12 protein-coding genes are annotated in these 13,040 nt (G+C 70.1%); all 12 read left to right on the top strand.

The features are described 5' to 3' along the window. The first annotated feature begins 140 nt into the window (after nt 1–140). The 12 genes from ACZ6TV_RS35460 to ACZ6TV_RS35405 all read left to right on the top strand — a co-directional run bounded on the left by ACZ6TV_RS35460 (nt 141) and on the right by ACZ6TV_RS35405 (nt 12,868). A complete protein-coding gene (locus ACZ6TV_RS35460) occupies nt 141–1,805 on the top strand; it encodes a VirB4 family type IV secretion system protein (RefSeq protein ID WP_465302251.1) in 1,665 nt (554 codons plus the stop codon). Continuing rightward, a complete protein-coding gene (locus tag ACZ6TV_RS35455) occupies nt 1,802–4,267 on the top strand; it encodes a type IV secretory system conjugative DNA transfer family protein (RefSeq protein ID WP_465302249.1) in 2,466 nt (821 codons plus the stop codon). Before ACZ6TV_RS35460 ends, ACZ6TV_RS35455 begins: the two co-directional genes overlap by 4 nt. Before the next feature lie 246 nt (nt 4,268–4,513). Beyond that, nucleotides 4,514–5,368 (top strand): replication-relaxation family protein, encoded by an 855-nt coding sequence (locus tag ACZ6TV_RS35450; RefSeq protein WP_465302247.1) that lies wholly within the window; start codon nt 4,514–4,516, stop codon nt 5,366–5,368. 311 nt (nt 5,369–5,679) lie between these two features. Beyond that, nucleotides 5,680–6,381, top strand: a complete 702-nt coding sequence (locus ACZ6TV_RS35445) for a hypothetical protein (RefSeq protein WP_465302245.1) — start codon at nt 5,680–5,682, stop codon at nt 6,379–6,381. 88 nt (nt 6,382–6,469) lie between these two features. Next, a complete protein-coding gene (locus ACZ6TV_RS35440; protein ID WP_465302243.1) occupies nt 6,470–7,429 on the top strand; it encodes a hypothetical protein in 960 nt (319 codons plus the stop codon). A 208-nt stretch (nt 7,430–7,637) separates the two neighbouring features. Beyond that, nucleotides 7,638–8,954 carry a helix-turn-helix domain-containing protein gene (locus ACZ6TV_RS35435; protein WP_465302241.1) on the top strand — a complete coding sequence of 439 codons (1,317 nt, stop codon included), beginning with the start codon at nt 7,638–7,640 and terminating at the stop codon, nt 8,952–8,954. An 80-nt stretch (nt 8,955–9,034) separates the two neighbouring features. Next, nucleotides 9,035–10,024 carry a DUF932 domain-containing protein gene (locus ACZ6TV_RS35430; RefSeq protein WP_465302239.1) on the top strand — a complete coding sequence of 330 codons (990 nt, stop codon included), beginning with the start codon at nt 9,035–9,037 and terminating at the stop codon, nt 10,022–10,024. Between the two features lie 73 nt (nt 10,025–10,097). Next, nucleotides 10,098–10,499 carry a hypothetical protein gene (locus ACZ6TV_RS35425; protein WP_465302237.1) on the top strand — a complete coding sequence of 134 codons (402 nt, stop codon included), beginning with the start codon at nt 10,098–10,100 and terminating at the stop codon, nt 10,497–10,499. Continuing rightward, nucleotides 10,496–10,930: a hypothetical protein gene (locus ACZ6TV_RS35420; protein ID WP_465302235.1), complete on the top strand. Its 435-nt coding sequence runs from the start codon at nt 10,496–10,498 to the stop codon at nt 10,928–10,930. The genes ACZ6TV_RS35425 and ACZ6TV_RS35420 overlap by 4 nt, the downstream gene beginning before the upstream one ends. Before the next feature lie 93 nt (nt 10,931–11,023). Beyond that, nucleotides 11,024–11,353 (top strand): hypothetical protein, encoded by a 330-nt coding sequence (locus tag ACZ6TV_RS35415; protein WP_465302233.1) that lies wholly within the window; start codon nt 11,024–11,026, stop codon nt 11,351–11,353. A gap of 82 nt (nt 11,354–11,435) precedes the next feature. Next, a complete protein-coding gene (locus ACZ6TV_RS35410; protein WP_465302231.1) occupies nt 11,436–11,777 on the top strand; it encodes a hypothetical protein in 342 nt (113 codons plus the stop codon). A gap of 80 nt (nt 11,778–11,857) precedes the next feature. Further along, the gene (locus ACZ6TV_RS35405; RefSeq protein ID WP_465302229.1) at nt 11,858–12,868 is read left to right on the top strand and encodes a VldE C-terminal domain-containing protein; all 1,011 of its coding nucleotides are present in this window, start codon (nt 11,858–11,860) and stop codon (nt 12,866–12,868) included. Nucleotides 12,869–13,040 lie beyond the last annotated feature (172 nt).

Here is a 13,040-nt window from a genome sequence, read left to right as displayed (position 1 = left end):
GTACCCGCCCTAAGACCTGCCCCCTCCCCCAAACCCCCTCCACAGACCCCCAAGAGACTGGCAGAAAACAAAAAAAGAGGGCCGCTGGGCCGGGGGAGACCCTCCCCCCCCCTCCCCCGCTGTCGGTCACGCCGTGGCACGTGCAGGTCGGGGACGGGTACGCCGCCACCTACGCCGTGTGCGGGTATCCCGCCGAAGTCGGCCCGGCCTGGCTGGACCCGCTGCTGTCCTACCCCGGCCGCGTAGACGTCGCCGTGCACTTGGACCCGGTCGCTGCGCAGCTGGCCGCGCCGATGCTCAAACGGCAACGCGCCCGCCTCGAATCGACCCGGCGGCTCGACGCCAACCAGGGCCGGTTGGGTGACCCGACGGTGGACGCGGCGGCGGCCGACGCCGCCGACCTCGCCGAACGCGTCGCCCGGGGCGCGGCGAAGCTGTTCGACACCGGCATCTACGTCACCGTCCACGGACGCGACCTCGAGGAGCTGCGGACCGTCACCGCGGGCGTGAAGTCCGCCGCAGCCAGCGTGCTGCTCGACCTGCAACCGGCGACGTTCCGCCACCAGCAGGGCTGGGTCTCCACCCTGCCGATCGGTGTGGACCCGCTGAGAATGCGCCGCATCCTGGACACCACCGCCCTCGCTGCGGCGTTCCCGCTCGCCTCAGCCGACCTCGCCGCCGCCGCGCCGGGCGTCGTCGCCCCACCCGAGGGGGTGCTGTACGGGGTCAACACCACCTCCAACGGCGTGGTCGTCTGGAACCGGTGGGGTCAGGACAACCACAACTCGGTCGTCCTGGCCCGGTCCGGGGCCGGCAAGAGCTACTTCGTCAAGTTGGAGGTCTTGCGCAACCTCTACCAGGGCACCGGCGTATCGGTCATCGACCCCGAGGACGAGTACGCGCCGCTGGCCGAGCACGTCGGCGGCACCGTCGTGCAGCTCGGTCAGCCGGGCGTGCGGGTCAACCCGCTCGACCTGCCCACCGACAACCGGGCCGACACCCTGACCCGGCGCGGCCTTTACCTGCACACGTTGATCGCGGTCATGGTCGGCGCGACACCGCCACCTGCCGAGAAGGCCGCCCTCGACCGGGCGATCACCGCCACCTACGCGGCGGCGGGGATCAACGGCGACCCGGCCACCTGGACCAAGCCCGCGCCGCTGCTGCGGGACCTCGCCGACACCCTCGCCGCCGACGATGACCCGGCCGCCGTGCAGCTGGCCGCGCGTCTGGCCCCGTGGACCCGGGGTAACTTCGCCAGCCTGTTCGATGGGCCGACCACCACGAGTCCGCGCGGACACCTCGTGGTCTGGTCGCTGCGGCATCTGCCCGACGAGCTGCGCACGGTCGGGACGCTGCTGGCGCTCGACTCGATCTGGTCGGGCATCGACACTGCGTCCACCGGCGGCCGCCGGCGGCGGCAGCTCGTCGTCGTCGACGAAGCCTGGCTGCTCATGCGCGACGGTGAGGGCGCACGGTTCCTGTTCCGGATGGCGAAGGCCGCCAGGAAGCGGTCGGCCGGGCTGTGCGTCATCACGCAGGACGCCGCCGACGTGCTGTCCACCGATCTCGGCCTCGCCGTGGTCGCCAACGCCGCGACTCAAGTCCTGATGCGGCAGAGCACCCAGTCCATCGACGCGGTGTCCGAGGCGTTCTCCCTGACCGCCGGTGAGTCGCGGCTGCTGCTGTCAGCACCGCGCGGCGAGGGCCTGCTCGTCGCAGGCCGTTCCCGCATCCCCTTCCGCAGCGTCGGGTCGGCGGCCGAACACAAGATCGCCGTCACCGGGATCGGTGAGACCGAATGACAACCACACCGACCTGGCCCGGTGACCTCTGGCACTGGATCACCGCACGACCGTGGCTCGGGCTCATCGCCGCCGCCGCGATCGTGGCTGCCGTCTTCGGACATGACCAGCTCCTCGCCTGGCGGCACAAGCGGTTCGCAGCCGGGGCACGGTGGCTGACCATCGCCGCCCCGCCCGAGGTCACGCCAGAATCGGCCGCCGCGTTCTGGACCACCCTCACCGGCGTCCTGACACCGTCCGTGTGGCGGCGGCGCATATATGGAACCCCGCACGTCGGCTGGGAGTACACCTGGACCGGCCGCGCCCTGACGATCCGCGTCTGGGTGCCCGGCACCGTACCGCCCGGCGCGATCGAGGCTGCCGTCCGCGCGGCCTGGCCTGCCGCGACCCTGACCACCGAGGACGCCACAGCGCCGATCCCGGCCGCCGTGGGCGACGAGGTCGGCGGTGCGCACTGGCCGCAGCAGACCGACGTGCTGCCGCTGCGCACCGAGCACGACGCCGACCCGCTGCGGGCGCTGCTCGCCGCCGGAGCAGAAGTGCACCACCGTGAACACGCCTGCGTCCAAGTCCTCGCCCGCCCGGCCTCCGCGCGTCGAGTGCGGGCGGCCCGGCGGGCGGCGGCGGCCAGTAGCCAGCCGAACGGTCGCCCCGACATGGCAGGCCGCGCGGCATCCGGCGCGGCACGGCTGGCCATCGAGCCGGTGCTGTGGATGCTGGAGGTGTTCACCCCCGGCCCGTCCCGCACCCGTACCACCGCGTCCAGTGCGGCGGCACGTACGGCCGAGCGCGATCCGGTCGCCACCGCTGATGCCCGGACGCTGGTCGACAAAGCGGTCAAGGTGCCGCACTACGAGATCGCCGTCCGGTTCGCGGTCGCCGCCGACGTCGACAAGAACCCGCCGGACGCCGATCGGGCCAAACAGATCCACGAGCGGCTCGTCGGGCTCGGGCACACCATCGCCTCGGCAGCCGCCGCCTACACCGGCCCGAACCGGCTACGGCGCATGAAGATGCCCGCCCCGGTCGCCACCGTGGCCGGGCGCAGGCTCCGGCGCGGGTTCCTGGCCACCGTGCCGGAGCTCGCGGCCCTCGCGGCACTGCCGCAGGATCTCGCCGTGCCGGGCCTCGACCGGGCTCGGGCCAAGGCGATGCCGGCGCCGGTGCAGGTACCCGCCGGTGGACGCGGCGTGAAGGTGCTGGGCCGCTCGCAGATCGGCCACCACAGCGTGGGCCTCAACGTCACCGACGCCCGCCAGCACGTACATGTGGTCGGCAAGACCGGTGTCGGCAAGTCCACGCTGCTGCTGAACATGATCCTCGGCGACATCAAGGCCGGGCGGGGCACGGTGGTCATCGACCCGCGCGGGGACCTGATCACCGACATCCTCGACCGGCTCCCCGCGTCCCACGCAAAACGGATCGTGATCATCGATCCGGATCAGGAGAACCCTGGTTGCTTCAACCCGCTCGATGACCGTGGCGATCCGCACCTGGCGGTGGACAACCTGGTCGGGATCTTCGCGAAGATCTTCCAGGGGCAGTGGGGTCCGCGTATGGACGACACCATGCGGGTGGCGTGCCTGACGCTGATGCGGCACGCGAAGCCGACGTTGAGCCTGGTGCCGTCGCTGTTGCAGGACCGGGAGTTCCGGGCCAGGTTCACTCACGGCTTGGATGATCCGGACGGGCTCGGCGGGTTCTGGCTCTGGTACGACGGCATCAACGAGCAGTTCCGCGGTCAGGTCATCGCCCCGGTGTTGGCGAGGCTGCGGGCGTTCCTGTTGCGCGACTTCGTGAAGTCCGTGATCGGCAACGCGCACAGCTCGTTCGACATGAGCAAGATCCTCGACGGTGGTGTGCTGCTGTGCCGGCTGCCGAAAGGCATCCTCGGCGAGGAGACCAGCCGCATCCTCGGCTCGCTGATCGTCGCGCAGGTCTGGCAGGCCGCCATCGCACGGGCGAACATCCCCGAGGACGAGCGTAAAGACGCCACGTTGTACGTGGACGAGTGCCAGAACTTCCTGACTCTGCCCGGCAGCGTCGGGGACATGCTGGCCGAGGCGCGAGGGTTCCGGCTCGGGCTCGTCCTGGCCCACCAGGACCTGGCGCAGCTGCCGAAGGACGTCGCCGCGGCGGTGTCGGCCAACGCGCGCAGCAAGCTCTACTTCAACGTCGACCCGGCCGACGCGCGAGAGCTGTCCCGGCACACCAAACCCGAGCTGGACGAGCACGACCTGTCCCACCTCGACATCTACACCGCCGCCGCCCGGCTGCTGGTCGGCAACCGGGAGCTGCCCAGCTTTACCTTCGTCACCAACCCGCCGGTCCCGGTCGTCGGTGAGGCCACCGCGATCCGGGTCGAGTGCGCCACGGCGCACACCACCGACACCACCGAGCCGCCGATGCAGCAGCTGGCCCGCACGGCGATGAAACGGCGGATGGCCGAACGCGAACGCTGACCGGCCGCCTCGTCCGGCGCTGTCTCGTACCGCTGGCCCGTTCGGCTGGCTCGTGCGGGGCCTCGGCCGGGTGCGGCATCGGGGGCTCGTCTGGGGGTGTCTGCGACACGAGACCTCAGACGAGCCCCATCCGCCTGCCCTGTCAGGTCCCTGACCTGCCCACACCCGGGCCGTCGGCGGACCGAAACCAAGATCAACCTATCCAGACTCCCTACTGGGACTCTCTCTCCAGGGGTGAACTCACCTATGCCGCAATCGCGTGCTACTGGCCTGCTGGCCATCTATCCCCACATCACCACCCGTGACCGTCGTCTGCTCCAGCTCCTCGACGACCATCAGGTCCTCACCACCGACCAAATCCACCGCATGCTGTTCCTCGCCCGTCGCACCTGCCAGATCCGCCTCACCGAGCTTCGCGCCCTCGGGCTGCTGGACCGGTTCCGGTTCTCCCGTGACGGAGGCGGCAGCCAGCCATGGCATTGGGTCCTCGGCCACAACGGACACCGGTTCCAGGCAGCCGCCCACGACCGGGCCGAGCCCACCAGCCGTTCGAGTCGCCAGCTCGTACAGCGCCTGTCGGCCAACCCGAACCTGACACACCTGCTCACGGCCAACGAGTTCTTCGTCCGGCTGACCACCCACGCTCGCCATCACGCCGCGACCCGGCTCGATCGGTGGTGGTCGGAGACGGCCACCACCAAGCAGTACCGGACCGTCACCGCTGACGGGCACGGGCTGTGGAGCGTCGGCGGCAGCACCGTGGGGTTCTTCCTGGAGGCGGACACCGGCAGCGAACCGCTCGGGCGGGTAGTCGCCAAGCTCGACCGGTACGCCGCGCTGATCCGCCGTGGCGGCCCCCGGTACCCGGTGCTGTTCTGGCTCCGCAGCCAGCAGCGCGAGGAACACCTCCACGAGCTCCTGCGCGGCCGGCGCGGCGAAGTGCCGACCGCGACCGCTACCCACGACGCCGAACCGGCCGCAGCGGTCTGGCTTGCCGCTGGCGACATCCGACGAGTCCGGCTCGTGGATCTGCCCAGCGACCACGGTCAGCCGGTGGCGGACAACCCGAACTACGACGACGACGGCGTCTTCGTCCTCTGACAGAGCCTGGCAGCCGCCGAGGCATTCCTGTCAGTGCAGGTCAGGGCATGATCGCGGTTCCTGACAGAGGTGGCGGTGTCAGGTCGCGAAGCTACGGTGCAGCTTCTTCTCTTTCTCTTTTGCTCGCACCGCCGCCCGTCTGTCCCCCCGGACCTGCCTCGCGCTGACGCGATCACCCATAGCCCACCTCTCGGTCGGCTCGTGATCCACGCCCGCGCCCTTTACGGCAGCCTCCCCGGCCCAGACGCCGCGATCCGGTGGCAACACCAGCAAACCCCAATGCCCACCCCCTTCGAAGGGAGCACCCCGTCATGCCCACCAACACGCCGCTCGCCAACCAGATCGTCACCGTCTGCTTCACCGCCGACTCCGACGCCGACTGGTTCACCGCCAGCGAAAAGGTCAACGACCTCCTCAACGCCAACGGCACCCCGGCGCGCCGCTTCCACGTTCGCCACCGCGCCATCATCGGCTGGCTCTCCCGCTTCTTCGGCTACTACCTGCTCGACGCCGCCCGCAAGTTCGGCGCGATCACCCTGGCCGCCGGAGGCCGCAAGAGTCGCCTCGACCTGACCGGCACCGCCGCCAAGGCCGCCCACCAGGCAAGCCAGCGCTGGCGTGCCTTCAACACCCACATCGCCACCACCACACAGCCCGCCCGCACCTGGGAGGACTTCCTCGCACAGCACCACGCCGCCCCCGCCAAGGTCAGCCTTGCCGAGGCCCGGCGCCGTTTCGAGCAGCAGCCTCGCATCCTCGCGATGCTCGCCTACGCCGACGGCCACACCTTCGACCCCTACGAGCTGGCCGCCTACCAGGCCGGAGAGGCCACCTATGCCGGTCTGCACTGGCGCATCGCCATCGTCGGCGACGCGCTGATCACCACCGAGGGTCGTGTCCTCAAGCCCGCCAGCGACTCGATGGCCGACAGGTTCCGCTTCCTCAACGAAGGGTGCTCCTACCTGCGCAGCCTGCGCTCCAGCGCACGCGTGTGCGCCATCACCATCGCCTAACCGGCACCCAACCGAACACCGAGGACCGGTCGCAGCCCAGCTGCGACCGGCCTTAGCCATGCCCACCCCTCAACGCGAAGGAGGAACCGTGCTGCACCTCGACGCCATCGGCCGCTGGATCGCCATCGTCACCGGCCGCACCCTCGACCAGCACGCCACCGACCCCGTCCCCGCCGCCGCCAACCTGCCCGAAGCCGCGCGCACCCTGCGCGACGCCCGAGCCGAGCTGCTGCTCACCGTCGACCGGCTGCGAACGCTGCTCATCAACGAGGAGGACCTGACCGGCTCGGTCGGCGCATTCGCCGGCGAACTCGACTCGGTCAACGAGCGCGCCAACGAATACCGGCACGCCCGCGAACGGGCCGACCTGCTCATCGATGACCAGGCCCGCGCCGAGTACGCCGACGCGAACCCGGCCCGGCCGCTGCGGCGGCGCTACGTCAACCCCGGCGACACCGTCCTCGTCGTGCTGCCCCACACCGACTCCTGCCGCGCCCGGCACCTCGCCGGACGGACCGCCCGCATCCAGGTCGGCGAATCCGACGCCGAAGTGAACCTGCCGGGCGGCGGTAAGCCGATGCGGGTGCCGCACACCGACGCCGGGGTCTACCACGACCCGGCCGAAGGCGGGATCTACATCCTGCAGTCCACCGAGGACGCGCCAGCCCAGGACGACACCCGCGCCGGGCGCGTCGCGGAGACCCTGCTCACCGAGGCCATCGCCCGCATCCACCGCCGCTACCCGACCGCCGTCATGGCCTACCTCAACCATCCCCATCTCGGCGAGATGGACGACGGCGACGACATCATCCTGTGGAACCTCACCTCCACCGACGAGCAGCTGTGGCCCGACGAGGACGGCGAGGTCTTCCAAGGCGCTAACGAGCCAGGCGAACGGTTCTGGGTCGACGACCGCGACGGCGATCCCTACGCCGAACTCGCCGAGATCAACCGCCTGCTCACCGCCGTCTACCGCGAACGCGGAACCGAGCTGTTCGAGCCCGGCGAACTCGGCGGCGGCTGGGAACTGCCCCTCGACCGGCCGTAAACCAGGCCACCACACCCCTCAGCGGCCCGGCCGCTGCCCTACTGGCGGCCACGCCGCCATCCATGCCCCCGGGCGACAAGCAGCCACACCAACGGCAGCGCACCAGCTCCACGCGCCTGCCGTCTTCCGGCTGCCCGCAGCCCGGTGCACCACAAGCCCGGCACCGCACGGTGCCGAGCTACCAACCAGTTCCCAAGGAGGGAACCCCATGGAACACCTGTCCCTGACGCCTGCCACGCAGGCGATCCTCGACGCTCTGACCGAACTCGGCCAGGGCAACGTCCACGAGCTGGCCGAGAAGTCCGGCAAGGCCCGGTCGACCACCGACAAGGCGATCCGGACCCTGGCAGACGCCGGAATCATCGTCGCGGTCGAGACCGACGCCGACCCGGCTGAAGGCACCCCCACCCGGTGGACGCTGGCGAACCCGGCCGACGACATCGAGGCACAGCCCGACTACCCGGCCGACGCCATCGACGCCGACCTCGGCGGCGAGGACCCCGCCGGCGGCGACGAGTTCACCGACGCCGACGCAACCGTGGACGCGGACTTCCCGGCAGACCAGCCGGACGCCGAGGACACCTTCGGCGACGACGCCAGCCAGGACGAGGCGGGCGAGCCCGGCGACGCCATCGACGGGACCAGCCCCGACGAGCCGGACGCCGTGGACAGCGACGACCAGGACGAGGCCGCCACCGACCAGTCCGACACCGACGACACCGAGGCGGACGGCGACGGCGATGAGGCCGACACCGACGACGAGGACGAGGACGACAGCACGGGCGGGGCGCCGGTCGTCGTCCAGCCGAGTCGGCCGGGCGACCGCAAGGTCATGGCGATCAAGGCAGTCCTGGGCGACTACGGCGACGACGGCGCGACCCTCGACGTCATCGTCCAGGAGAGCGGCATCGGCATCGCGACCGTCACCCGGCTGCTGGTCGCGATGGAGCAGGCCGACGCCGCCCGGCGTCTGCCGCAGGAGGCGGGTAACAGCACCCCGGAGCGGTGGATCGCCGGGCCGACCAAGGCCAGCGAGGTCGACCCGAACCCGGCACCGCCACGCTGCCCGCTGTGCTTCCAGGTCGTCCGTGGCCTGGCGGACGCGCCGAGCGCCGCAACGGCGGTGCTGCCCCTGGTCCGGGCTGACGGCACGCTGCACATCGTCGCCCCGGACGGCACCACCCACGTCGTCACCCTGCCCAAGCAGACGCCTCCGCGCCCGCAGGGCACCGCGACGACCGTCAACCGCCGCAGCGACTCGACCGCCAACGGCGACGGCAACCAGCCGTTCGGCCGCGGTGAGCTGGAGCGGCTGACGTTCGAGTACCTCGCCGCCCGACCGGGCGAGGCGCTGACCCCGCAGGACATCGCGACCGGGATCGGCGCGGCGCTCGGCCGCGCGGTCAGCTCCGGTGCGGTGCGCAACAACTGCACCAAGCTCGGCTCCGCCGGCCGCGTGGTCATGGTCTCCGACGCGCCGCTGAAGTTCGCCTTCCCGAAGCCGGACGACACCGAGCAGTCCTGATCCACCAGCACCAACCATCCATCCCTTGCGGGGGCCGAGCCCATGGCTCGGCCCCCGCGCCGTATTGAGAGGAGCACCCCGTGGCACACGAACTCGAGACGTTCGCCGACGGCACCACCGCCTTCGCCAGCGCCCGGCTGTCGGCCTGGCACCAGCTCGGCACCGTCACCCAGAACACCATGAAGGCCGAAGAGATCATGGCCGCCGCCAAGCTCGGCGACTGGGGCGTCCGCACCATCCGCACGGTCGGCATCGACATCGTCAACGGCGTCGAGGTTCAGATCCCCGCCGACGACAAGCGCATGACCGTACGCCGCAACCCGGTCACCGGCCAGACCGAGTATCTCGGCGTCGTCGGCACCGACTACACCGTGGTCCAGAACGAGCAGTGCGCGGCACTGCTCGACCAGCTCGTGGACCAGGTGGGCGGCGCCCACTTCGAGACGGCCGGCAGCCTGCGCAAGGGCAAGAGCGTGTTCGTGACCATGAAGCTGCCCGACGCGATGACCATCGCCGGGGTGGACCGCATGGACCTCTACCTGATCGGCACGACGTCTCACGACGGCACCAGCGCGCTGCGCGTGGACGCCAGCCCGATCCGCGTGGTGTGCGCCAACACCCAGCGCGCCGCCTTCGCCCACGCCGTTGGCCACTACACCTTCCGGCACACCAGCCAGATCAACTCCCAGATCAGCCAGGCCCGCGAGGCGCTCGGCCTGATGTGGAAGTACATGGACACGTTCGAGCAGGCCGCCGAGCGGATGCTCAACGAGACGCTGACTGCGGGCATGTTCGAGAAGGTCGTCGGCCAGCTGTGGCCGGTCAAGGACGACGCCTCGGACCTGACCAAGAACAACGCCAAGCAGCGCCTCGGCACGCTCAAGTACCTGATCCGCGAGGCCGACACCCAGAAGGCGATCCGCGGCACCCGGTGGGCCGGATACCAGGCCATCACCGAGTACCTCGACCATTACCAGCCCGCCAAGGACGACACGGCCCGCGCCAACCGGGTGCTGACCGGCAACGTCGGCGACCTCAAGCTGGCGGCCTTCGACCTGCTGACGGTCTGACCATCCCCATCCCTCCGCCGGGGCGGCGGCCTGCCCGCCGCCCCGGCCCGTCAGAACGGAGGAACCCTCGCCGATGGACCGGCACATCCACCATCCACGCGACACCAGGCAGTCGGTGTGCGGCATTCCCGCCGCCGACGTCGGCCGATGGGAGACCGAGCATCCGCCCCGCGTCGAGCACACCTGCGAGGACTGCTACACCCTGCTGCCGGAGGCCGCCCGGCCCGACGACGCGAACCACCCGCCCGGCGACGCCAGCCTCATCGACACGCTGCGCCGCATCGTCACCGAGCGCCAGCACGCCAAGATCGACGGAGTGCTTGTCGACCTGTGGTCGGCCAGCGTCACCGTGCTCATCTGGGACCGGCTCAACGACAAGCACCGGCAGCGGCTGCTCACCCTGCCGTCGCACGAGCTGATCCTGCGATGCGTCGCGATCTACACCCACCTCACCTCCGCCGGAGGTGACCGGTGACCGCGCCGCAGTGGTTCCACTTCGGGCCGTGGACGTTCTCCATCGACGCCGCCGAGGCGCTGATCGCCGCGCGACCGCGCGGCATCCAGCACATCGACGTGGCGTCGTGGGCCACGGCGTACGGCCTGGCCCGCCTCGATGACCACGACAGCCGCACAGTCAGCCTCATCGGACCGGCCAGCGACGGCTTCGACCGCTCGTACGCCATGACCACCGACCTGGCCAAGCCCGTCATCGTCGCCACCCTGGCCATCAACGGTCAGACACCTTCGCCGCTCCTCATCGACGGGACGCACCGCCTCTACCGGGCCTGGCGCGAAAACGTCACTCAGCTGCCCGCCTACGTGCTCACCGCCGACGAGACCCGCCAGGTCCAACGCGATGCGCTCCTCGGACCTGGCCGCACCCGCATCACCCCGCCGACGAACTGACAACGGCCGAACCTCTCGCACGCCTCGCACCGCCCGCCCACAGCCGGCGGTCGGCGAGGCGTTTCTCATGTCCACCCCTCCAGGAGAGATCCCATGACCTACACCGCGCCCTGGCAGCGGCTCTGCGACTGTCGATGCCCGCTGCACTACCGCCAGACCCGCATCACCTACAACGAGTCCGGCTGCGCGTGCGCCATCACCTGCGCCACGCAGCCCATGACCCTACTCGCCGAGCAATGGGGATGCGCCCTGTTCCTCGACCAAGGCGGAGACCTCTGGTACGTCACCGCGATGCCCGGCGGCAACTGGGACTGGATCAACGCCGGAGAGATCGACTCACGGTCCGGCTACTACGACAGCAGCGTGCTCATCGAGCACCAGCTGCGGCAGTCCGCGCACGTGCTCCGCAAGACCATTCACTGACCCACCGCACAGCTTGAAGTGGGCCGCCCATGTGGGCGGCCCACGGCCTTTTCGTGTTTCACCACCCCCTGAGGAGACAGACATGTACCGCACCTACCGCAACGCCTACGAACGCGCCTGCGACTGCACCTGCCCGATCCACCACGGACAGCCCCGCACTGCCTACGCCGACCCCGGCTGCTTCTGCCTGGCCACCTGCGCCAGCCAGCCCATGACCGTCCTCGCTCCACAGATCGGCGGCGCCCTCTTCATCGACGCCCACGACGCGCTGTGGTTCGTCCCGGCGCTCGAACCGGGTCACTGGGACTGGCGCTACGCCACCGCCGTCGACTACGGCCACCCGCTGTCCGAGGCCAGCACTCGAATCGCGGAATTCCTCCACGACACCCACCTCATGCTGCTGCCGCTGACCCACCCGCTCTAGCCGCTTCCCGCCTCGCCCATGCCGGCCGCGCGCCCGCGCGGAGCACCGGCCCTTTTTTGTTTGCACCGAAAGGCATCGTTATGACCAAAGCCGTTATCGGCATCATCACCGTCGTCATCGTCGGCTGTCTCGGCCTGCCAGTGCTGCTGATGTCCTCCGTCATGGGCGGCGGCCCCGGCAGCACCTGCGATGTCGCCGCCGCGCCGACCGGTCCCTCCGGACAGGCACCGAACCCCGGCACCTGGGACACCGAACAACTGGAGATCGCCACAACCATCATCGAGGTCGGCGTCGCCAAAGGCGTCCCCCGCTGGGGCTGGGTCGTGGCCATCGCGACCGCCATGCAGGAATCCCGGCTCCGCAATCTGCCCTTCCTGGGCGACCGCAACGACCATGACTCGATCGGTGTCTTCCAGCAACGTCCGAGCCAGGGCTGGGGCACCGTCGAACAGTTGTCGAAACCCGAATATCAGGCAAGCAAGTTCTACGACAAACTTCTGACCGTCAACGGCTGGGAACACATGCAGCTCACGGAGGCCGCGCAAGCCGTCCAAGCGTCGGCGTTCCCCGACGCCTACGCCCAATGGTCCGACGACGCGCTCGCCCTGGTTGAACGTATCAGTGGCGAAGTCGGCTTCACCTGCTCCGACCTGGCGCTCGGCTCGGCTGAACCAGCCCCACGAAATCCTGACGGCTCCTGGCCGGACGAGGACTGCACCATCCACCCCGATCCGACCACCGGCACCGGCTGTGTGACACCCCGTCTGCTCCATCTCGTCCAGCAAGCCGACGCCGCCGGCTTCCCGAAGCCCGGCTGCTACCGCGTCGATGACCACGGGGAACATCCGAAGGGGCGTGCTTGCGACTGGATGGTGACGTCCGGAGGCGAAGCCTCCGGCGCGCAGAAGGCTCAGGGCGACGCTATGGCCGCCTGGGCGGTGGCCAACGCCGATCGCCTCGGAATCATGTACGTCATCTGGTTCCGCATGATCTGGACGCAAGACAAAGGCTGGCACGCCTACAACAACCCGTGGGGAGGCGACGACCCATCCGGCTGGCATACCAACCACGTGCACATCAGTGTCTACTGACGAGGCCGGACGGCCGTCCGAGAGCATCCTTGCCATCCAGTCTCGGGCCGCTGGCATCGTGTGCCGGGTTCCGGAACCGCCGGATATCCAATTTCACTGTACGCCCTGGTCAGACCGCATCGTCGCTACGTAGATGGTGCTTGGCTTGACCGTCCGCGTGGATGGAGCGGAA

The sequence above is a fragment of the Dactylosporangium sp. NPDC051087 genome (genome assembly GCF_055586325.1).
Note: the sequence above shows the minus strand (reverse complement) of the source record. Positions and strands in the feature narration are given on the sequence as shown.

Coding starts and splice junctions, on each gene's coding strand:
- ACZ6TV_RS35455 (WP_465302249.1), top strand. CDS start 1,802: ATGACAACCACACCGACCTGGCCCGGTGACCTCTGGCACTGGATCACC.
- ACZ6TV_RS35450 (WP_465302247.1), top strand. CDS start 4,514: ATGCCGCAATCGCGTGCTACTGGCCTGCTGGCCATCTATCCCCACATC.
- ACZ6TV_RS35445 (WP_465302245.1), top strand. CDS start 5,680: ATGCCCACCAACACGCCGCTCGCCAACCAGATCGTCACCGTCTGCTTC.
- ACZ6TV_RS35435 (WP_465302241.1), top strand. CDS start 7,638: ATGGAACACCTGTCCCTGACGCCTGCCACGCAGGCGATCCTCGACGCT.
- ACZ6TV_RS35425 (WP_465302237.1), top strand. CDS start 10,098: ATGGACCGGCACATCCACCATCCACGCGACACCAGGCAGTCGGTGTGC.
- ACZ6TV_RS35415 (WP_465302233.1), top strand. CDS start 11,024: ATGACCTACACCGCGCCCTGGCAGCGGCTCTGCGACTGTCGATGCCCG.
- ACZ6TV_RS35410 (WP_465302231.1), top strand. CDS start 11,436: ATGTACCGCACCTACCGCAACGCCTACGAACGCGCCTGCGACTGCACC.
- ACZ6TV_RS35405 (WP_465302229.1), top strand. CDS start 11,858: ATGACCAAAGCCGTTATCGGCATCATCACCGTCGTCATCGTCGGCTGT.